The 20,139-nt window shown below is 68.8% G+C and carries 20 protein-coding genes; 11 read left to right on the top strand and 9 right to left on the bottom strand.

The window, feature by feature from the left end; all coding sequences use genetic code 11:
• Window positions 1-20: 20 nt before the first annotated feature.
• From rng to upp, 9 genes are all read right to left on the bottom strand, one after another.
• Window positions 21-1,490, bottom strand: a complete 1,470-nt coding sequence (rng, locus tag CFB46_RS16155) for a ribonuclease G (RefSeq protein ID WP_027785030.1) — start codon at window positions 1,488-1,490, stop codon at window positions 21-23.
• An 8-nt stretch (window positions 1,491-1,498) separates the two neighbouring features.
• A complete protein-coding gene (locus CFB46_RS16150; protein WP_089500481.1) occupies window positions 1,499-2,131 on the bottom strand; it encodes a Maf family protein in 633 nt (210 codons plus the stop codon).
• A 51-nt stretch (window positions 2,132-2,182) separates the two neighbouring features.
• Entirely contained in the window at window positions 2,183-2,653 is a 471-nt protein-coding gene (gene rlmH, locus CFB46_RS16145; RefSeq protein WP_006478222.1) for a 23S rRNA (pseudouridine(1915)-N(3))-methyltransferase RlmH, read from the bottom strand.
• Between the two features lie 18 nt (window positions 2,654-2,671).
• Window positions 2,672-3,115 (bottom strand): ribosome silencing factor, encoded by a 444-nt coding sequence (rsfS, locus tag CFB46_RS16140; RefSeq protein WP_006484266.1) that lies wholly within the window; start codon window positions 3,113-3,115, stop codon window positions 2,672-2,674.
• Between the two features lie 4 nt (window positions 3,116-3,119).
• Window positions 3,120-3,776, bottom strand: coding sequence for a nicotinate-nucleotide adenylyltransferase (locus CFB46_RS16135; RefSeq protein WP_027785028.1), 657 nt, complete (start codon window positions 3,774-3,776; stop codon window positions 3,120-3,122).
• An 85-nt stretch (window positions 3,777-3,861) separates the two neighbouring features.
• Window positions 3,862-4,785: an oxygen-dependent coproporphyrinogen oxidase gene (gene hemF, locus CFB46_RS16130; RefSeq protein ID WP_089500480.1), complete on the bottom strand. Its 924-nt coding sequence runs from the start codon at window positions 4,783-4,785 to the stop codon at window positions 3,862-3,864.
• 118 nt (window positions 4,786-4,903) lie between these two features.
• Window positions 4,904-6,181: a phosphoribosylamine--glycine ligase gene (gene purD, locus CFB46_RS16125; protein WP_089500479.1), complete on the bottom strand. Its 1,278-nt coding sequence runs from the start codon at window positions 6,179-6,181 to the stop codon at window positions 4,904-4,906.
• A 102-nt stretch (window positions 6,182-6,283) separates the two neighbouring features.
• On the bottom strand, window positions 6,284-7,012 hold the full coding sequence (locus CFB46_RS16120) for a YebC/PmpR family DNA-binding transcriptional regulator (RefSeq protein ID WP_089500478.1): 729 nt from the start codon (window positions 7,010-7,012) through the stop codon (window positions 6,284-6,286).
• A 219-nt stretch (window positions 7,013-7,231) separates the two neighbouring features.
• Window positions 7,232-7,882, bottom strand: a complete 651-nt coding sequence (gene upp / locus CFB46_RS16115) for a uracil phosphoribosyltransferase (protein ID WP_006478229.1) — start codon at window positions 7,880-7,882, stop codon at window positions 7,232-7,234.
• Between the two features lie 209 nt (window positions 7,883-8,091).
• Between upp and CFB46_RS16110 the strand changes: the two genes are divergently transcribed.
• The 11 genes from CFB46_RS16110 (at window position 8,092) to sugE (ending at window position 20,028) form a co-directional block, all read left to right on the top strand.
• Window positions 8,092-8,871: an SDR family oxidoreductase gene (locus CFB46_RS16110; protein WP_027785025.1), complete on the top strand. Its 780-nt coding sequence runs from the start codon at window positions 8,092-8,094 to the stop codon at window positions 8,869-8,871.
• A gap of 64 nt (window positions 8,872-8,935) precedes the next feature.
• Window positions 8,936-9,328, top strand: coding sequence for a methylglyoxal synthase (locus tag CFB46_RS16105; protein ID WP_089500477.1), 393 nt, complete (start codon window positions 8,936-8,938; stop codon window positions 9,326-9,328).
• A 176-nt stretch (window positions 9,329-9,504) separates the two neighbouring features.
• Complete coding sequence (locus CFB46_RS16100; protein WP_089500476.1) at window positions 9,505-10,479, top strand: quinone oxidoreductase family protein; 975 nt, start codon at window positions 9,505-9,507, stop codon at window positions 10,477-10,479.
• Window positions 10,480-10,777: 298 nt separating this feature from the next.
• The gene (kdpF, locus tag CFB46_RS16095; protein ID WP_006752209.1) at window positions 10,778-10,870 is read left to right on the top strand and encodes a K(+)-transporting ATPase subunit F; all 93 of its coding nucleotides are present in this window, start codon (window positions 10,778-10,780) and stop codon (window positions 10,868-10,870) included.
• Window positions 10,867-12,672 (top strand): potassium-transporting ATPase subunit KdpA, encoded by a 1,806-nt coding sequence (gene kdpA / locus CFB46_RS16090; RefSeq protein ID WP_089500475.1) that lies wholly within the window; start codon window positions 10,867-10,869, stop codon window positions 12,670-12,672. Before kdpF ends, kdpA begins: the two co-directional genes overlap by 4 nt.
• A gap of 54 nt (window positions 12,673-12,726) precedes the next feature.
• Complete coding sequence (kdpB, locus tag CFB46_RS16085; protein WP_089500474.1) at window positions 12,727-14,811, top strand: potassium-transporting ATPase subunit KdpB; 2,085 nt, start codon at window positions 12,727-12,729, stop codon at window positions 14,809-14,811.
• Between the two features lie 25 nt (window positions 14,812-14,836).
• Window positions 14,837-15,418: a potassium-transporting ATPase subunit KdpC gene (gene kdpC / locus CFB46_RS16080; protein WP_089500473.1), complete on the top strand. Its 582-nt coding sequence runs from the start codon at window positions 14,837-14,839 to the stop codon at window positions 15,416-15,418.
• A 152-nt stretch (window positions 15,419-15,570) separates the two neighbouring features.
• Window positions 15,571-18,426, top strand: coding sequence for a sensor histidine kinase (locus tag CFB46_RS16075; RefSeq protein ID WP_089500472.1), 2,856 nt, complete (start codon window positions 15,571-15,573; stop codon window positions 18,424-18,426).
• Window positions 18,419-19,117 carry a two-component system response regulator KdpE gene (gene kdpE, locus CFB46_RS16070; RefSeq protein WP_089500471.1) on the top strand — a complete coding sequence of 233 codons (699 nt, stop codon included), beginning with the start codon at window positions 18,419-18,421 and terminating at the stop codon, window positions 19,115-19,117. Before CFB46_RS16075 ends, kdpE begins: the two co-directional genes overlap by 8 nt.
• A gap of 155 nt (window positions 19,118-19,272) precedes the next feature.
• Window positions 19,273-19,554: a DUF333 domain-containing protein gene (locus CFB46_RS16065; RefSeq protein WP_089500470.1), complete on the top strand. Its 282-nt coding sequence runs from the start codon at window positions 19,273-19,275 to the stop codon at window positions 19,552-19,554.
• Between the two features lie 153 nt (window positions 19,555-19,707).
• Window positions 19,708-20,028 (top strand): quaternary ammonium compound efflux SMR transporter SugE, encoded by a 321-nt coding sequence (sugE, locus tag CFB46_RS16060; RefSeq protein ID WP_006497024.1) that lies wholly within the window; start codon window positions 19,708-19,710, stop codon window positions 20,026-20,028.
• Window positions 20,029-20,139 lie beyond the last annotated feature (111 nt).

Here is a 20,139-nt window from a genome sequence, read left to right as displayed (position 1 = left end):
GGCGGCGGATGGGCGGAACGTTACATCAGCACGATATCGTACTGCTCCTGGCTCAGATTCGACTCGACCTGCAGCGACACCGGCTTGCCGATGAAGTCGATCAGCATCGCGAGATGCTGCGATTCCTCGTCGAGGAACAGGTCGATCACCTGTTGCGCGGCGATCACGCGAAACTCGCGCGGGTTGAACTGCCGCGACTCGCGCAGGATCTCGCGCAGGATGTCGTAGCACACGGTGCGCGACGTCTTCACCTGGCCCTTGCCCTGGCAGGTCGGACACGGTTCGCACAGCACGTGCGCGAGCGATTCGCGCGTGCGCTTGCGCGTCATCTCGACGAGCCCGAGCTGCGAGAAGGTATTGACCGTCACGCGCGTGCGGTCGCGCGACAGCGCCTTCTTCAGCTCGGACAGCACCGCGTCGCGATGCTCGGCGTTCTCCATGTCGATGAAGTCGATGATGATGATCCCGCCGAGGTTGCGCAGCCGCAACTGTCGCGCGATCGTGTGCGCGGCCTCGAGGTTGGTCTTGAAGATCGTGTCGTCGAAGTTGCGCGCGCCGACATAGCCGCCGGTGTTCACGTCGATTGTCGTCATCGCCTCGGTCTGGTCGATCATCAGGTAACCGCCCGACTTCAGGTCGACGCGGCGCGACAGCGCGCGCTGGATCTCCGTCTCGATGTTGTACAGGTCGAACAGCGGCCGCTCGCCCGTGTAGTGATGCAGCTTCGGGCTCACGGCCGGCGTGAACTCGCCCGCGAATTCCGCGAGGCGCTGGTACGTCTCGCGCGAATCGACCTGGATGCGCGTCGTGTCGTCGTTCGCGAAATCGCGCAGCACGCGCTGCGCGAGATCGAGATCCTGGTACAGCAGGCTCGTCGCCGGCAGCCGCTGCGCTTGAGCGACGATCGTCGCCCAGGTCTTGCGCAGGTAGGTGACGTCGCCGGCCAGCTCGTCGGAGGTGGCGTCCTCGGCGATCGTGCGCACGATGTAGCCGCCTTTCTCGTCCGGCGGGATCACGGCCGTCAGGCGTGCGCGCACGGCCTCACGCTCGGCCTCGCTCTCGATCTTCTGCGAGATGCCGATATGCGGCTCCTGCGGCAGGTAGACGAGCGTGCGGCCCGCGATACTGACCTGGGTCGACAGCCGCGCGCCTTTCGTGCCGATCGGATCCTTGATCACCTGCACCATCAGCGTCTGCCCCTCGAACACGATCTTCTCGATCGGCTGATGCGGCGTGGCCGACTGCGGCTCGCCCGCGAGGCGCGGATGCCAGATGTCGGCGACGTGCAGGAACGCCGCGCGCTCGAGACCGATGTCGATGAACGCCGACTGCATGCCGGGCAGCACGCGCACGACCTTGCCGAGATAGATGTTGCCGACCCGCCCGCGCGACAGCGTGCGCTCGACGTGAAGCTCCTGCACCGCGCCTTGCTGGACGAGTGCGACCCGCGTTTCCTGCGGCGTGAGGTTGATCAGGATTTCTTCGTTCATGGTGGGATTCAGAAGGAGATGCGCGCGGTGCGTAGCAGCGCGGCAGTCTCAAAAAGGGGCAGACCCATGATACCCGAATGGGAACCGTCGATTCGCTCGATGAATTCGGCCGCGCGGCCCTGGATCGCATACGCGCCGGCCTTGCCGAACGGCTCGCCGGTTTCGACGTAGCGCGCGTACGCGTCGCGCGACGCGGCCGCGAAGCGCACCGACGAGCGCGACAGCGCGGGCGGCAGCAGTTCGCCGCCGGCGTCGATCACGGCGACGGCGGTCAGCACCGCGTGTTCGCGGCCGGCGAGGCGCGTGAGCATCGCGAGCGCATCGTCGGCGTCGGCCGGCTTGCCGAGGATCGCGCCGTCGATCGTCACGGTCGTATCGGCCACCAGCACCGGCGCGGCCGGCTTGCCGCTCGCGACGAGGCGCGCACGCGCGGCCTCGGCCTTCGCGACGGTCACGCGCCGCACGTACGCGTCGGCGGCTTCACCGGGTAGTTCGGCCTCGAGCGCCTCGGCGTCCTCGTCGGGGCGCGGCAGCAGCAGCTCGAAGCGTACGCCGATCTGCTGCAGCAGCTCCTGGCGGCGCGGGCTTTGCGAAGCGAGGTAAAGGATCGGGAAAAGCGCGGGGGACGTGCTGGACGGCATGGTGTCGTTATCTCGTTGAGCGCGCGCGGCGCGCGTCTCGAGGACGACACGTCATGCGCGGTGGTAGGGGTGATTCTGCGTGATGCTCCACGCCCGGTAAAGCTGTTCGGCGAGCAGCACGCGCACCATGCCGTGCGGCAGCGTCATGCTCGAGATGCGCAGCAGCACGTCGGCGCGCGCTTTCAGATCCGGATCGAGCCCGTCGGCGCCGCCGATCACGAACGCGACGTCGCGGCCGTCCTGCTGCCAGCCGGGCAGCGCCTGCGCGAGCTGCATCGTGGTCCAGTCGCGGCCGCGCTCGTCGAGCGCGACGAGGCGCGCGCCCTTCGGCAGCGCGGCCTCGATCTTCTGCCGTTCGGCCGCCATCACGCTTTCGGCGCTGCGGCCGCCCGAACGCAGTTCAGGCTTGATTTCGCGCAACTCGATGCGCAGTTCGGGCGGCATCCGCTTCGTGTATTCGTCGAAGCCGGATGCGATCCAGCCCGGCATCTTGTGGCCGACCGCGAGGATGAAAAGCTTCATCGGGAGACGCGCGACGGCTCAACGGCGGCGGGCGGCCGTCTTGCGTGCCGGGCGTGCGGGCGCTTCTTCCTCTTCCTCGTCGTCTTCGCTCGCCGTGGCGAAGCCGTTGCCCTTGCCGCCGCCGAGCTTCATCCGCACGGGCTTGTCGCCCCAGATTTCCTCGAGGTTGTAGTACTGGCGCAGCGCCGGTTGCAGGATGTGCACGACCGCGTCGCCGCAGTCGACCAGCACCCATTCGCCGGTGTCCTCGCCTTCGGAGCTGACGACGTCGCCGCCGGCTTCCTTGACCTTGTCGCGCACGTTCGACGCGAGGGCCTTGGTCTGGCGGTTGGAGGTGCCCGATGCGACGACCACGCGGTCGAACAGTTCGGTCAGGTGGCTGGTGTTGAACACCTTGATGTCTTGCGCCTTGACGTCTTCGAGGGCGTCGACGATCACGCGCTGCAGTTTGCGAATATCCATGGATTCAGGAATGGTAGAGGCGATGTTGAAGAATATAGGCCCATACGGCGGCCGGCACATGTTCGGCCGACGCGTCGGGCATTTGCGCATGGCGTGCGATGCATTCGCGCAGGTGCGTGCGAATGTCGGTCGCGGCGATGTCGAACGAAAGGGTCGTATCGATCAGCAGGCGGCCCGCCGGCGTGGCCTTGAGCACGTCGGCGCCGGCCTGCCGCGCGGCGATTTCCCGCGCGACGGCCGGCGGCGCCGTGCCGAGCTCGAAGCCCGGGCGCGTCGACACGCCGATGTGCGCGTAGTCGAACAGCGTGCGCCAGTCGCGCCACGTATCGAGGCGCACGAGCTGATCGGCGCCGATCAGCAGCGACAGCGACGCATCCGGGCCGATCCGCTCGCGCCAGCGCGCGAGCGTCTCGGCCGTGTAGGTCGGGCCGGTGTGTTCGATCTCGTCGGTGGCGACGGTCACGGTCACGCCCGGCACGGACAGCGTGCCGGCGGCCGCGCGCGTCATCGCGAGCCGGTGCTCGGCGGCCGACACGTCGCGCTTCTGGTACGGCTGCCCGGCGGGCAGCAATACGAGTTCGGTCAGGTCGAGCAGCCCGGCGAACCGGCGCGCGAGCGCGAGATGGCCGTCGTGGATCGGGTCGAAAGTACCGCCCAGCAAGCCGATACGGCGCGGCAGCGGGGCGGGGCGGGCGGTGGTGTCCAGAAAAACGCGTCCTTTCGTTGGGGCAGCGGGGCGCGCGGGCTCAGGCCCAGTCGCGCGGCACGAGGAAGTCGCTGGTCAGGCGCGCTTCAGGCGTTCCCGGCTCGGGCTGCCAGTTGTAGCGCCAGTTCGCGACCGGCGGCATCGACATCAGGATCGACTCGGTCCGGCCGCCGCTTTGCAGGCCGAACAGCGTGCCGCGGTCGAACACGAGGTTGAATTCGACGTAGCGGCCGCGGCGGTATGCCTGGAAGTCGCGTTCGCGCTCGCCGTACGGCAGGTCGACGCGGCGCTCGACGATCGGCAGGTACGCCTGCAGGAACGCATCGCCGACGCTTTGCATCATGTCAAACGAGCGTTCGAAACCGGGTTCCGAGAAATCGTCGAAGAAGATCCCGCCGATGCCGCGCATCTCGTTGCGGTGCTTCAGGAAGAAATATTCGTCGCACCATTGCTTGAAGCGCGGGTAGAGCTCGATGCCGAACGGGTCGAGCGCATCCTTGCAGGTCTGGTGGAAATGCCGCGCGTCGTCCTCGAAACCGTAAACCGGTGTCAGATCCATGCCGCCGCCGAACCAGAACACGGGCGCCTCGCCCGGTTTCGTCGCGATCAGCATCCGCACGTTCATGTGCACGGTCGGGCAGTACGGATTGCGCGGGTGCAGCACGAGCGACACGCCGAGCGCCTCGAAGCCGCGGCCGGCCAGCTGCGGGCGCGCGGCGCTCGCCGACGGCGGCAGCGCGTCGCCCGCGACGTCGGAAAAGCCGATTCCCGCGCGTTCGAACACGCGGCCGCCTTCGAGAATCCGCGTGCAGCCGCCGCCGCGCAGGCGTTCGGCCGGCCCGCGCTGCCACGCGTCGGTCGCGAGCGGCGTGCCGTCGAGCGCGCCGAGCGCGTCGGCGATCCGTGTCTGCAGGCCCTGGAGGTACGTGCGCACACGCGCCACGTCGTAGGTCGAATCGGTCATGTCTGGACTGGCTGCCCCCGCCCTGAGCGGGGGCCGAAAAAAAGGCGTCTGCCGGGCATTCTATCGAACCCCGGCAGATGGGCCGCCGCCGCGACGACGCGGGGCGGCGATGGCGACGTCATGTGCTCTTGCGGTTGAGCGCGCGAAAGCCGATGTCGCGGCGGTACTGCATGCCTTCGAAATTGATCTGGTTGATCGTGTCGTAGGCATGCTGCTGCGCTTCGCGCACCGAATCGGCGAGGCCGACCACGCACAGCACGCGGCCGCCGGCCGTCGTCAGCTTGTCGCCGTCGAGCGTCGTGCCCGCATGGAACGTGACCGCCTGTCCGGTTTCCACCGGGATCCCGTTGATGCGGTCGCCCTTGCGCGGCGCGTCCGGGTAACCGTGCGCGGCCAGCACGACGCCGAGCGCGGTGCGACGATCCCAGTCGAGTTCGACCGTGTCGAGCGTGCCCGCGATCGCCTGCTCGACGACCTTCGAGAAATCGCTCTTCAGGCGCGCCATGATCGGCTGCGTTTCCGGGTCGCCCATCCGGCAGTTGAACTCGAGCGTGCGCGGATTGCCGTCCTTGTCGATCATCAGGCCCGCGTACAGGAAGCCCGTGAAGCGGATGCCGTCCTTTTCCATCCCGCGCACGGTCGGCATGATGATTTCGCGCATCACGCGTGCGTGCATCTGCGGCGTGACGATCGGCGCGGGCGAATACGCGCCCATGCCGCCGGTGTTCGGGCCGCGATCCTCGTCGAGCAGGCGCTTGTGGTCCTGGCTCGAAGCCAGCGCCAGCGCGTGCTTGCCGTCGACCATCACGATGAAGCTCGCTTCCTCGCCGTCGAGGAATTCCTCGATCACGACGCGCGCGCCGGCGTCGCCCAGCTTGTTGCCCGACAGCATCATGTCGACGGCGGCGTGTGCCTCTTCGAGCGTCATCGCGACGACGACGCCCTTGCCGGCCGCGAGGCCGTCGGCCTTCACGACGATCGGCGCACCCTTCGCGTCGATGTACGCGTGGGCAGCGGCCGCGTCGGCGAAGGTTTCGTAGTCGGCGGTCGGGATGCCGTGGCGCTTCATGAACGCCTTCGCGAAATCCTTCGAGCTTTCGAGCTGCGCGGCTTCGCGGGTCGGGCCGAACACCTTCAGGCCGCGTGCGCGGAACAGGTTGACGATGCCGGCCGCGAGCGGGGCTTCCGGCCCGACGAGCGTGAACGCGACGCCTTCGCGTTCCGCGAAATCGGCGAGTTCGTCGAGCGACGTGATGTCGACGTTCTTCAGACGCTCGTCCTGCGCCGTGCCGCCATTGCCGGGCGCGACGTAGACCATCTGGACGCGCGGCGACTGCGCGAGCTTCCACGCCAGCGCATGTTCGCGGCCGCCGGAACCGACGACGAGTAATTTCATGGGATTCCCCGCAGACTAGAAAACAGGGCGGCCGGCACGCTCAGGCGCGCCGGCCGCGGAATCGGTCGGGCCGCCGCCGCGACAGATGCGGCGGCCGGCATTTCATTCCTCGACGATGACGGCGTTCGTATATACGTCCTGCACGTCGTCGAGGTTCTCGAGCGCGTCCAGAAGCTTCTGCATCTTCGCCGCGTCGTCGCCGGTGAATTCGACTTCGTTCTGCGGCTTCATCGTCACTTCGGCGAGTTCGGCCTTGAAGCCGGCGGCTTCGAGCGCGTCCTTCACAGCCGAGAACGCTTGCCAGTCGCACAGCACTTCGATGGAGCCGTCGTCGTTCGTGTTCACGTCGTTCGCGCCGGCTTCGAGCGCGGCTTCCATCAGCGCGTCTTCCGAGGTGCCGGGCGCGAACAGGAACTGGCCGACGTGATCGAACATGAATGCGACCGAGCCGTCGGTGCCCATGTTGCCGCCGAACTTCGAGAATGCGTGACGGACTTCCGCGACCGTGCGGGTGCGGTTGTCGGTCAGCGTGTCGACGATGACCGCCGCGCCGCTGATGCCGTAGCCTTCGTAACGGATCTCTTCGTAGTTCGCGCCGTCCGCGCCGCCGACGCCGCGATCGATCGCGCGCTTGACGTTGTCCTTCGGCATGTTCGCGTCGGCTGCCTTGTCGACCGCGAGACGCAGGCGCGGGTTCGAGTTGACGTCGCCGCCGCCGAGGCGCGCCGCGACCTGGATTTCCTTGATCAGGCGGGTCCAGATCTTGCCGCGCTTCGCGTCGGCCGCTGCCTTCTTATGCTTGATGTTGGCCCATTTCGAATGACCAGCCATACCTTTCTCCGTGCCCGGGCGCGCAGCGCGGGCGATTGTTGCGATGTGTCGTTGAATCGGCAGCCGTTTCGGCGGGCATGAAGCCGCGGGGCCGCGCGTGTCGAGTGGAGCGTGATTTTATCACGCGGCGACCGCCGGTTCGGGGCCGCCGCGCATGGCCGAACGGCCGGGGCGGCCGTCGCGGCCGCGCGGCACGGCGGCGCCGGCCGCTCGATTCGATCAGTTCTTGGTGCCGAACAGGCGGTCGCCGGCGTCGCCCAGGCCCGGCACGATGTACGCGTGCTCGTTCAGGTGCGAGTCGAGCGACGCGACGAACAGCTTCACGTCGGGGTGCGCGTCCTGGAACACCTGCACGCCCTCCGGCGCGGCGACCAGCGCGACGAACATGATGTTCGCGGCCGGCACGTTGCGGCGCTTGAGCACGTCGACCGCGTGCACGGCCGAGTAGCCGGTCGCGACCATCGGATCGCACAGGATGAAGATGCGGTCTTCCAGGTCCGGCAGGCGCACCAGGTATTCGACCGGACGGTGGTCTTCGGCGCGGTACACGCCGATGTGGCCGACGCGCGCGGACGGCACCAGGTCGAGCAGGCCGTCCGACATCCCGATGCCCGCGCGCAGCACGGGCACGATCGCGAGCTTCTTGCCCGCGATCACCGGCGCGTCGACCGCCACCAGCGGGGTTTCGACCCGCTTGGTCGTGATCGGCAGGTTGCGGGTGATCTCGTAGCCCATCAGCAGCGTGATCTCGCGCAGCAGTTCGCGGAACGTGCGCGTGGACGTGTCCTTGTCGCGCATGTGCGTGAGCTTGTGCTGGATCAGCGGGTGATCGGTGATGAAGAGATTCGGGAAACGGCTGTCCTGTTTCATGACGGGGCGCCTTGGCGGCAAAAGGGGATCGGGGGCGGCGGCGGGCACGGGCCGGCCGTCGCTTATGGCCGCAATTTTACCAAGGCGCGCCGCGCGATCCGGATATTATCGACGTCTCACGACAATCCGCGTGCCGGGCACGCCCGTTCGCCCGCCGGCCGGCGGCAACGCGGGGCCGCGCCGGCACGCGCGCCACCAGGGAAGCGACGATGGATCTCGGCATTGAAGGAAAGACCGCGCTCGTGTGCGCGGCCAGCAAGGGCCTCGGGCGGGGCTGCGCGCAAGCGCTGGCCGCGGAGGGCGTGAACCTCGTGATCGTCGCGCGCACGCGCGACACGCTGGAGGAAACCGCGGAAGAGATCCGCGCCGGCGCGAACGTGTCGGTCACGGCGGTCGCCTGCGACATCACGACACCGGACGGCCGCGCGGCCGCGCTCGCCGCGTGCCCGCAGCCGGACATTCTCGTGACGAATGCCGGCGGCCCGCCGCCCGGCGATTTCCGCGATTTCTCCCACGACGACTGGATCCGCGCGCTCGAGTCGAACATGCTGACGCCGATCGAGCTGATCCGGGCGACCATCGACGGGATGATCGGCCGCGGCTTCGGCCGGATCGTCAACATCACGAGTTCGGCGGTGAAGGCGCCGATCGACGTGCTGGCGCTGTCGAACGGTGCGCGCTCGGGGCTGACCGGCTTCGTCGCGGGGCTGTCGCGCAAGGTCGCGGGGCAGGGGGTGACGATCAACAACCTGCTGCCGGGGCTGTTCGACACCGACCGGATCGCGACGACGCTCGCCGCGTCCGCGAAGGCGCAAGGCGTGACGCTCGACGAGATGCGTGCGCGGCGCACCAGGGACATCCCGGCCGGCAGGCTCGGCACGCGCGAGGAATTCGGCGCCGCATGCGCGTTCCTGTGCAGCGTGCATGCCGGCTATATCACCGGGCAGAACTGGCTGCTCGACGGCGGCGCGTATCCGGGCACGTTCTGATGCGCGCGCATCATCGCCGATAACGACCGAACGACGACAACCGAACGACAAAGGAACTGGAGAGATGAGCAAACCTCGCATCGCACTGATTGCGCACGACGCGAAGAAAGACGAGATCGTCGCACTCGCGGGCCAGTACCGCGAGACGCTCGCGCAATGCCGGCTCGTCGCGACCGGCACCACGGGCGGCCGCATCGCCGCCGCGCACGGGCTCGACGTCGAGCGCAAGCTGTCGGGGCCGCTCGGCGGCGACCTGCAGATCGGCGCGGAACTGGCCGACGGCCGCGTCGACGTCGTCGTGTTCCTGCGCGATCCGATGACCGCGCAGCCGCACGATCCCGACATCACCGCGCTCGTGCGCGCCTGCGACGTGCACGACGTGCCGGTGGCGACGAACGTCGCGACCGCGCGGATGCTGCTCGACGATCTGGCGCGGAACATGCAGGACGTTTGCTAGGCGCAGGCGGCGGCCGATTGTCCCTGCTCGCGGCAGGGCCATGCACGGTTGGCCGCCACGCGCGAGAATCGTGCGTCGCGCCGCGCGTCCGCCGCCGGTTTCCGCATCCATCGGCCGGCCCGCGCATCGGCGACCCGAATTTTTCCCTGACCGATCGAGAGACGAGGAGCGAAACGATGCCGAAAGCAATCCGATACGACCAGCCGGGCGGCCCGGACGTGATGAAGTGGGTCGATGTCGACGTCGACGCGCCGAAGGCCGGCGAGGTGCGCATCCGCCAGCATGCGGTCGGGCTCAACTACATCGACGTGTATTTCCGCACGGGCCTGTATCCGCAGCCGCTGCCCGCGGGCATCGGGATGGAGGCGGCCGGCGAAGTGACGGCCGTCGGCGACGGCGTGAGCGCATTGAAGGCCGGCGATCGTGTCGCCTACGTCGCGCAGCCGCCGGGCGCGTACGCGCAGGAGCGCGTGCTGCCGGCCGAGAAGCTCGTGAAGCTGCCCGACGGTATCAGCTACGACGATGCGGCGTCCGTGATGCTGCAGGGCCTGACCGCGCACTATCTGCTGCGTCGCACGTACCCGGTGAAGGCCGGCGACACGATCCTGATCCATGCGGCGGCCGGCGGCGTTGGGCTGCTCGTGTGCCAGTGGGCGAAGGCGCTCGGCGCGACCGTGATCGGGACGGTCGGCTCGGACGAGAAAGCCGCGCTCGCGAAGGCGCACGGCTGCGATCATCCGATCGTCTATACGCGCGAGAACTTCACGCAGCGCGTGAAGGAGATCACCCATGGCGCGGGCGTGCCGGTCGTCTACGATTCGATCGGCAAGGACACCTATATCGGCTCGCTCGACAGCCTCGCGCCGCTCGGCTACTTCGTCAGCTTCGGCAACGCGTCGGGTCCGCTGCCGCCGATCGACTCGAAGGAATTCTCGTCGCGCGGCTCGCTGTTCTTCACGCGGCCCACGCTGTTCTCGTACATCGCGAAGCGCGCCGATCTCGAAGCAGCGGCCGCCGAGCTGTTCGACGTGATCCTGTCGGGCAAGGTGAAGACGAGTATCAACCAGCGCTATCCGCTCGCGGAAGTCGGCCGCGCGCATGCGGATCTCGAGGCGCGCAGGACCACTGGCTCGACGATCCTCGTTCCCTGACCATTCCTTTCGTGCCGGCGCCATGCCGGCACGCGCCTTCGCGGGCGGCGCCGCGCCGCCGCCCGTCCCGCCTCCGTTTTCTCCCGCCTCGCGTTTACACGTTTTTTATATCCGCCCCGATACCTTTGACCCGCCCTTTACGTGCGTTCCCATAAGGTTCCAGTCGTCTGATTTCGACGACGGAGAACACAAAAATGGATGGGGTATTCATCGGCGCCCTGGTGCTTTTCACCGTGCTGATCCTCGGTTTGGTTGCCGGTTGCGAGAAGCTCGTGCAATACGGTCGCGGGGGGCGGGCATGACCTGGATGCTTTGGCTGGCGGGCGCATCGACAGCCCTGCTGTTCGCGTATCTCGTCTTTGCGCTGCTGCGCGCGGAGGACATCGAATGAACGCGAACAACCTGTTGCAGATGCTGCTGTTCATCGTCGTGCTGCTGGCGGCGGCCGTGCCGGTCGCGCGCTACCTGACGGCGGTGATGGACGGCAGCTCGCGCGTCGTGCGCGTGTTCGGGCCGCTCGAACGCGTGCTGTACCGCATCGCCGGCGTCGACACCGGCAGCGAGATGAGCTGGAAGCAGTACGCGATCGCGACGATCGCATTCAACGCGCTCGGCGCATTGTTCCTCTACGGCCTGCTGCGCCTGCAGGGCTTTCTGCCCGGCAACCCGCAGCAGTTCGGCGCGATGACGGTCGACGGCGCGTTCAACACGGCCGTCAGCTTCGTCACCAACACGAACTGGCAGGACTACACGCCGGAGCAGACCGTCAGCTACCTGACGCAGATGCTCGGCCTGACCGTGCAGAACTTCCTGTCGGCGGCGACCGGCATCGTCGTCGTGATCGCGCTGGTCCGCGGCTTCGCGCGCCACACCGCGCAGACCATCGGCAACTTCTGGGTCGACCTCACGCGCGTGACGCTGTACGTGCTCGTGCCGATGGCGATGATCGTCGCCGCGCTGCTGATGAGCCAGGGCGTGATCCAGAACATGAAGGCGTACCAGGACGTGCCGGTGCTGCAGGCGAGCACCTATGCGGCGCCGAAGCTCGACGCGCAGGGCAACCCGGTGAAGGACGACAAGGGCAACGCGGTCACGGTGCCGACCCGGCTCACGAAGCAGACGCTCGCGATGGGCCCGGTCGCGTCGCAGGAAGCGATCAAGATGCTCGGCACCAACGGCGGCGGCTTCTTCAACGCGAACTCCGCGCACCCGTACGAAAACCCGACGCCATTCGCGAACTTCATCGAGATCTTCGCGATCCTGATCATTCCGGCCGCGCTGTGCCTGGTGTTCGGCCGCGTGATCGGCGACCGCCGGCAGGGCATGGCGGTGCTCGCGGCGATGACGGTCGCGTTCGCGGTCGCGGTCGGCGTCGAGGTGAGCGCCGAGCAGGGCGGCAACCCGACGCTTGCCGCGCTGCACGTCGACCAGTCGGCGAGCGCGCTGCAGCCGGGCGGCAACATGGAAGGCAAGGAAACCCGCTTCGGGATCGCGCAGACCGGCATCTTCACGGTCGCGACGACGGCCGCGTCGTGCGGCGCGGTCGACACGATGCACGATTCGCTGACGCCGGTCGGCGGCCTCGTGCCGATGCTGCTGATGCAGCTTGGCGAGGTGGTCTACGGCGGGGTCGGCTCGGGCCTCTACGGGATGCTCGTGTTCGCGCTGCTCGCGGTGTTCGTCGCCGGCCTGATGATCGGCCGCACGCCGGAATACGTCGGCAAGAAGATCGAGTCGTACGAGATGAAGATGGTGTCGATCGTCGTGCTGCTCACGCCGCTGCTGGTGCTGATCGGCACGTCGATCGCGGTGTTGGCGGACGTGGGCAAGGCCGGTATCGCGAACCCGGGCCCGCACGGCTTCTCGGAAATCCTGTACGCGTTCAGCTCGGCCGCGAACAACAACGGCAGCGCGTTCGCAGGCCTGACGGTCGGCACGCCGTTCTACAACTGGATGACCGCGATCGCGATGTGGTTCGGCCGCTTCGGCACGATCGTGCCGGTGCTGGCGATCGCCGGCTCGCTCGCCGCGAAGAAGCGCATCGCGGTGACGGGCGGCACGCTGCCGACCCACGGCCCGCTGTTCGTCGTGCTGCTGCTCGGCACCGTGCTGCTGGTGGGCGCGCTGACCTACGTGCCGGCGCTCGCGCTCGGCCCGGGCGTCGAGCACCTGATGATGTGGCTGGGCGCGTGACGCGCGCCCGCATGGCGACACATTGAAAAGACTGAAGAGCTTGAAGAGATCGCAATGACTCAACATTCCGCAACACGATCCATGTTCGATCCGGCGCTGCTGCGCCCGGCGATCGTGGATTCGTTCAAGAAACTCACGCCGCGCACGCAGTTCCGCAACCCGGTGATGTTCTGCGTGTACGTCGGCAGCATCCTGACCACGATCCTGTGGATCGCGGCGCTCGCCGGCCAGGCCGAGGCGCCCGCCGGCTTCATCCTCGCGATCGCGCTGTGGCTGTGGTTCACGGTGCTGTTCGCGAACTTCGCCGAAGCGCTCGCGGAAGGGCGCTCGAAGGCGCAGGCCGCGTCGCTGCGCAGCGCGAAGAAGGACGTGATGGCGAAGAAGCTCAACGAGCCGCATCCGAAGTCGCCGATCCGCATCACGACCGCGTCCGACTTGCGTAAAGGCGACGTCGTGCTGGTCGAGACCGGCGACGTGATCCCGGCCGACGGCGAGGTCGTCGACGGCGTCGCGTCGGTCGACGAATCGGCGATCACCGGCGAATCCGCGCCGGTGATCCGCGAATCGGGCGGCGACTTCTCGTCGGTGACGGGCGGCACGCGCGTGCTGTCGGACTGGATCGTCGTCAAGGTCACCGCGAACCCGGGCGAGGCGTTCCTCGACCGGATGATCGCGATGGTCGAAGGCGCGAAGCGCAAGAAGACGCCGAACGAGGTCGCGCTGACGATCCTGCTCGTCGCGCTGACGATCGTGATGCTGCTCGCGACCGCGACGCTGCTGCCGTTCTCGACGTTCGCGGTCGACGCGATGAAGGCCGGCCACGTGGTGACGATCACCGTGCTGGTCGCGCTGCTCGTGTGCCTGATCCCGACGACGATCGGCGGCCTGCTGTCCGCGATCGGCGTGGCCGGGATGAGCCGGATGATGCAGGCGAACGTGATCGCGACGTCGGGCCGCGCGGTGGAAGCGGCCGGCGACGTCGACGTGCTGCTGCTCGACAAGACCGGCACGATCACGCTCGGCAACCGCCAGGCGTCGATGTTCGTGCCCGCGCCGGGCGTGACCGAGGAAGCGCTGGCCGACGCCGCGCAACTGTCGTCGCTCGCCGACGAAACGCCGGAAGGCCGCAGCATCGTCGTCCTCGCGAAGGAGCGCTTCAACATTCGCCAGCGCGACATGGCGCAACTGCACGCGACGTTCCTCGGCTTTTCCGCGCAGACGCGGATGAGCGGCGTCGATCTGCCGGGCCGCGAAATCCGCAAGGGCGCGGCCGACGCGATCCGCCGCTACGTCGAAACCCACGGCAGCCGCTTTCCGGAAGAAGTGCGCCGCGCGGTGGACGACGTCGCGCGCCGCGGCAGCACGCCGCTCGTCGTGGCCGACCTGCAGGAAGGGGCGGCGCGCGTGCTCGGCGTGATCGAGCTGAAGGACATCGTGAAGGGCGGCATCAAGGAGCGCTTCGCGGAACTGCGCAAGATGGGCATCAAGACCGTGATGGTGACGGGCGACAACCGGCTGACGGCCGCGGCGATCGCGGCGGAAGCGGGCGTCGACGATTTCCTCGCGGAAGCGACGCCGGAAACCAAGCTCGCGACGATCCGCGAGCATCAGGCGGCCGGGCGCCTCGTCGCGATGACGGGCGACGGCACCAACGACGCGCCGGCGCTCGCGCAGGCGGACGTCGCGGTGGCGATGAACACCGGCACGCAGGCGGCGAAGGAAGCCGGCAACATGGTCGACCTCGACTCGAACCCGACGAAGCTGATCGAGATCGTCGAGATCGGCAAGCAGATGCTGATGACGCGCGGGTCGCTGACCACGTTCTCGATCGCGAACGACATCGCGAAGTACTTCGCGATCATCCCGGCCGCGTTCGTGACGACCTACCCGCAACTTCGCGTGCTCGACATCATGCATCTGACGTCGCCGGCGTCCGCGATCCTGTCGGCGGTGATCTTCAACGCGCTGATCATCGTCGCGCTGATCCCGCTCGCGCTGAAGGGCGTGACCTACCGGCCGCTCGGCGCCGCGTCGCTGCTGCGCCGCAACCTGCTGGTGTACGGCCTCGGCGGCGTGCTGCTGCCGTTCCCGTTCATCAAGCTGATCGACATGACGCTTGCTGCACTCGGCTGGGCCTGAGCCGGCCGTACTTGAAGGAACTCTCATGAAAACGTTGATTCGTCCGCTCGTCGTGCTCTTCGTCGTACTGACCGTCGTGACGGGGCTCGCCTACCCGGCCGTGATGACCGTGTTCGGTCAGGCCGTGTTCCCGTCGCAGGCCAACGGCAGCCTGATCGAGCAGGACGGCAAGATCGTCGGCTCCGCGCTGATCGGCCAGTCGTTCGACGCGCCGAAGTATTTCTGGGGCCGGCTGTCGGCCACCGCGCCGATGCCGTACAACGCGGCCGGCTCCGGCGGCTCGAACCTCGGCCCGCTGAACCCGTCGCTCGCCGATCAGGTGAAGGCGCGCATCGCCGCGCTGCGCGAAGCGGGCACCGACCTGTCGAAGCCGGTGCCGGTCGACCTCGTGACGGCGTCGGCGAGCGGCCTCGATCCGGAGATCACGCCGGCCGCCGCCGCGTACCAGGTCGAGCGCGTCGCGAAGGTGCGCAACCTGGCGCCGGACGCGGTCGCGCAACTCGTCGCCGCGAACACGACGGGCCGCCAGTTCGGCGTGCTCGGCGAGCCGCGTGTGAACGTGCTGAAGCTGAACCTCGCGCTCGACGCGGCGCAGGCCGCGCACTGACCGATCGCGCGTGCCGGCCGACATCCGGCGCGGCCTGAACCGCGCCGGATGCGCTTTCCCCGACGGCGTTCGCGCCGTCTTTGCCTTTTGCGGCGATTTGGAACCACAATGCTCGTACTCGCGCGCATCCGGGCGCTCCGCTTTTCTCACGCATGAACCGTCCCGATCCAGACCAACTTCTCGACAAGCTGCAGCGAGACGAAGAAAAGCAGCGGCGCGGCCAGCTCAAGATCTTCTTCGGCGCGTCCGCCGGCGTCGGCAAGACCTACGCGATGCTGCAGGCCGCGCGGCAGCGCCGGCAGGAAGGCGTCGACGTCGTCGTCGGCATCGTCGAGACCCACGGCCGCGGCGAGACCGCCGCGCTGCTCGACGGCCTCGACGTGCTGCCGCCCGCCCGCATCGACCATCGCGGCCGCGCGCTCGCCGAATTCGATCTCGATGGCGCACTCGCTCGCCAGCCGCAACTGATCCTCGTCGACGAACTCGCGCATTCGAACGTGCAGGGCGCACGGCACCTGAAGCGCTGGCAGGACGTCTACGAGCTGCTCGACGCGGGCATCGACGTGTATACGACCGTCAACGTCCAGCACCTCGAAAGCCTGAACGACGTCGTCGGCGCCATCACCGGCATCCGCGTGTGGGAGACCGTGCCCGATCGCGTGTTCGACGCGGCCGACGAAGTCACGCTCGTCGACCTGCCGGCCGAGGAGCTGCTCGAGCGCATGCGCGACGGCAAGGTCTATCTCGCGCAGCAGGCCGAGCGCGCGGTGCGCAACTTCTTCCGCAAGGGCAACCTGATTGCGCTGCGCGAGCTGGCGCTGCGCCGCACGGCCGATCGCGTCGACGCGCAGATGCGCGAGTACCGCGCCGATCGTTCGATCCAGCGCATCTGGCAGGCGCGCGAGCGGCTGCTCGTGTGCGTCGGCCCGGGCGCCGAGGCGCCGACGCTCGTGCGCGCGGCCGCGCGGCTCGCCGCGAGCCTGAAGGCCGACTGGATCGCCGTGTATGTCGAGACGCCGCGCCTGCAGCGGCTGCCCGACGCGCGGCGGCAGCGCACGCTCGACGCGCTGAAGCTCGCGGCCGAGCTCGGCGCGGAGACGGCCACGCTCGCCGGCGCCGACGCGGTCGCCGCGCTGATCGGCTATGCGAAGGTGCGCAACGTATCGAAGCTCGTCGCGGGCGGCTCGCCGAAGGTCGGGCTTGCGCGCCGCTTCGCGCGGCCATTCGGCGAGCAGCTCGCCGAACGCGCGGGCGACGTCGACCTGATGCTGATCCGCGCATCCGCGAGCGACGAGGCGCGCGCCGCGCCGCTGGACGCGCGGGCACGCGACTGGCGCGATGCGTTTGCGCAGTTCGGCACGCATCGTTCGCCGCCGCGCCATTACGCGTATGCGGCCGCGATCTGTGCGGCGATCACCGTCGTCGCGAGCGTCGTGTCCGGGCGGCTCGACCTTACGAATCTCGTGATGCTGTACCTGCTCGGCGTGGTGTTTTCGGCCGTACGGCTCGGGCGCGGCCCGGGCGTGCTGCAGTCGTTCCTGTCGGTGGCCGCGTTCGATTTCTTCTTCGTGCCGCCGCGCATGTCGTTCTCGGTCAGCGACACGCAATACTTGCTGACCTTCTTCGGGATGCTGCTGACGTCGCTCGTGATCAGCCACCTGACGTCGACGCTCACGCGCCAGGCGAGCGTCGCGCAGCGCCGCGAGCGCCGCACCGGCGCGATCTACGCGATGGCGCGCGAGCTCGGCGCGGCGTTGACGACCGAGCAGATCGTCGAGATCGGCAGCCGCCACGTGGGCGAGGTGTTCCGCGCACGCGTCGCGTTCCTGCTGCCCGACAGCGCGGACCAGGTGCGGCAGAAGATCGAGGAGCCCGATGCGGCCGTCACGCTGACGGGCGCGGAGCTCGACAGCGACGTCGGCCAATGGGTGTACGACCAGCAGAAGCCGGCCGGGCGCGGTACCGACACGCTGCCGGCGACGGCCGCGCTGTACCTGCCGCTGAAAGCGCCGATGCGCACGCGCGGCGTGCTCGCGGTCGCATCGCGCGAGCCGCGCGAACTCGAGGTGCCCGAGCAGCAGCGGATGCTCGATGCATTCGCCGCGCAGATCGCGCTCGCGCTCGAGCGCGTGCATTACGTCGAGATCGCGCGCGACGCGCTCGTCAACATGGAGTCCGAGCGGCTGCGCAACTCGCTGCTGTCGGCGATCTCGCACGACCTGCGCACGCCGCTCACGACGATCGTCGGCTTTTCGTCGATGCTCGCGAACGGGCGCGCGGCCGCGCAGGCGGGCGACGCCGCGGCGGCCGGGCGCCTCGCGCAGCGCGAGGGCGAACTCGTCGACGCGATCCACGACGAGGCGCTGCGCATGACGGGCATCGTCACGAACCTGCTCGACATGGCGCGGCTGCAGGCCGGCAGCCTGCAGCTCAAGCGCCAGTGGTCGCTGCTCGAGGAAACCGTCGGCGCCGCGCTCGCCGCATGCCGGCGGGTGCTCGCGCGCCATCCCGTGCGCGTCGCGCTGCCGGCCGACCTGCCGCTGCTGCAGATGGACGCGGTGCTGATGGAGCGGCTGTTCACCAACCTGTTCGAGAACGCGGCGAAGTACACGCCGCCCGATACGTCGCTCGACATCGGCGCGGAGCGCGTGACCGACGACGGGAACCCGTTCGGGAGCCCGTTCGTGCGCGTGCACGTCGACGATCACGGCCCCGGCTTGCCGGCCGGCATGGAGGCGCGGATTTTCGACAAATTCACGCGCGGCGAGAAGGAATCGGCGACGCCCGGCATCGGGCTCGGGCTTGCGATCTGCCGTGCGATTGTCGAGGCGCACGGCGGTAAAATCGGCGCGCTCAACCGCACTGCGCCCGACGGCCACGTGACGGGCGCGCGCTTCTGGTTCACGCTGCCGGTCGACACGCCGCCGGCCGCGCCGCCCGTGCCCGACGACGAATCCGACCTGCCGGGCGCATCGCCCCCATCCGAGTCATTGCCAGACCATGAGTGAACCCAGCCTGACCGTCGTCCTGATCGAGGACGAAAAGCAGATCCGCCGCTTCGTGCGCGCCGCGCTCGAAGAGGAGGACATCGCGGTGTTCGAGGCCGAGACGGGCAAGCAGGGGCTGATCGCCGCGGCGACGCGCAAGCCCGACCTCGTGATCGTCGACCTCGGCCTGCCGGACACCGACGGCCTCGACGTGATCCGCGAGCTGCGCGGCTGGTCCGAGGTGCCGGTGATCGTGCTGTCCGCCCGCACGCAGGAAGAGGAGAAAGTCGCGGCGCTCGACGCGGGCGCCGACGACTACCTGACCAAGCCGTTCGGCGTGTCCGAACTGCGCGCGCGGATTCGCGCGCAACTGCGCCGGCGCAATCAGGGCGGCGCGAACGAGTCGCCGAAGGTGGCCTTCGGCGCCGTGACCGTCGATCTCGCGCTGCGTCAGGTGTGGCGCGACGACGCGATCGTGCACCTGACGCCGCTCGAATACCGGTTGCTCGCGACGCTCGTGCGTCACGCGGGGCGCGTGCTCACGCACCGCCAGCTGCTGCGTGACGTGTGGGGGCCGTCGCACGTCGAGAGCCATCACTACCTGCGCATCTACATGGCGCACCTGCGCCAGAAGCTCGAGGCCGATCCCGCGCAGCCCGAGCACATCGTCACCGAGACGGGCGTCGGCTACCGACTAGTCGGCGCCGTGTGACGGGGGGGGGGGCGCAGCGCAGCACGCGGCCAGGATGCCGCGCGCCGGCGAGGTTGCGCCGGCGCGACAGTCTCCCGAGCGCGGCCGGCCTTGCACACCGGCTGCGCAATCCCCGCTATCCTGAACGTTCCGCGAACGAAAACGAGGAGCGTGCAATGTCCGTCCGTCTGGTCGTCATCGGTGCGCTGGCGCTGGCCATGCCCGGCGCGTTCGCCCAGCCGCTGCCGCCCGGGCAGCAGCCGCCCGCGCAAGCGGCGCTGGCCAATCCCGCGTCGGTCAACTGCGAGAAGCTCGGCGGTCGCCACGTGGTCCGCAGCCTGCCGCGCGGGCAGGTCGGCATGTGCATGTTCAAGGATGGCCGCGTGTGCGAGGAGTGGGCGTTGTACCGCGACGACCGCTGCGTCGGCGGCGTCGCGCCGAAGCGCGTGGCGAACTGACCGCGTCGGGCCGATCGCGCCCCGCATCGGCCGCGGGCGTGGCCGGCAGCCGCCAGGTCCGTAAGCCGCTTGTTATACTCGGCGCCGCCCGGGGACGACCCCGGGTCATTCGCTTCAACGGGGACGGCCCCATCCGATACGGAGTACGTCGAGATGGCGTGGGTATGGTTGTTGATCGCCGGTTTGCTGGAAGTGGCCTGGGCGGCCGGCCTGAAATCGTCGGACGGCTTCACGAAGCTCGGTCCGTCGGTGTTTACGATCGTGACGGCGCTGGCCAGCTTCGGGCTGCTCGCGGTCGCGATGCGCCAGTTGCCGCTCGGCACCGCGTACGCGGTGTGGACGGGCATCGGCGCGGTCGGCGCGTTCGTGTTCGGCATCGTGATGATGGGCGAGGCGCTGACCGTCGCGCGCGTCGCGAGCGCGGCGCTCATCGTCGCGGGGCTGGTCGGCCTGAAGCTGTCGTCGGCCGCCTGACGACGGCATCCCGGGCGCCGCGCCGCCGCGGAATTGCGCCGGTCGCCCGGCCGGCCTGTCTATAATGGAAAGCATTCGGGCCTGAACACCGTCGTGTTGCTCGCGGCATGC

The organism is Burkholderia sp. HI2761, from assembly GCF_002223355.1.
In the GTDB taxonomy this organism is placed as follows: Bacteria; Pseudomonadota; Gammaproteobacteria; order Burkholderiales; family Burkholderiaceae; genus Burkholderia.
This window is presented reverse-complemented; position numbering and strand designations above follow the sequence as displayed.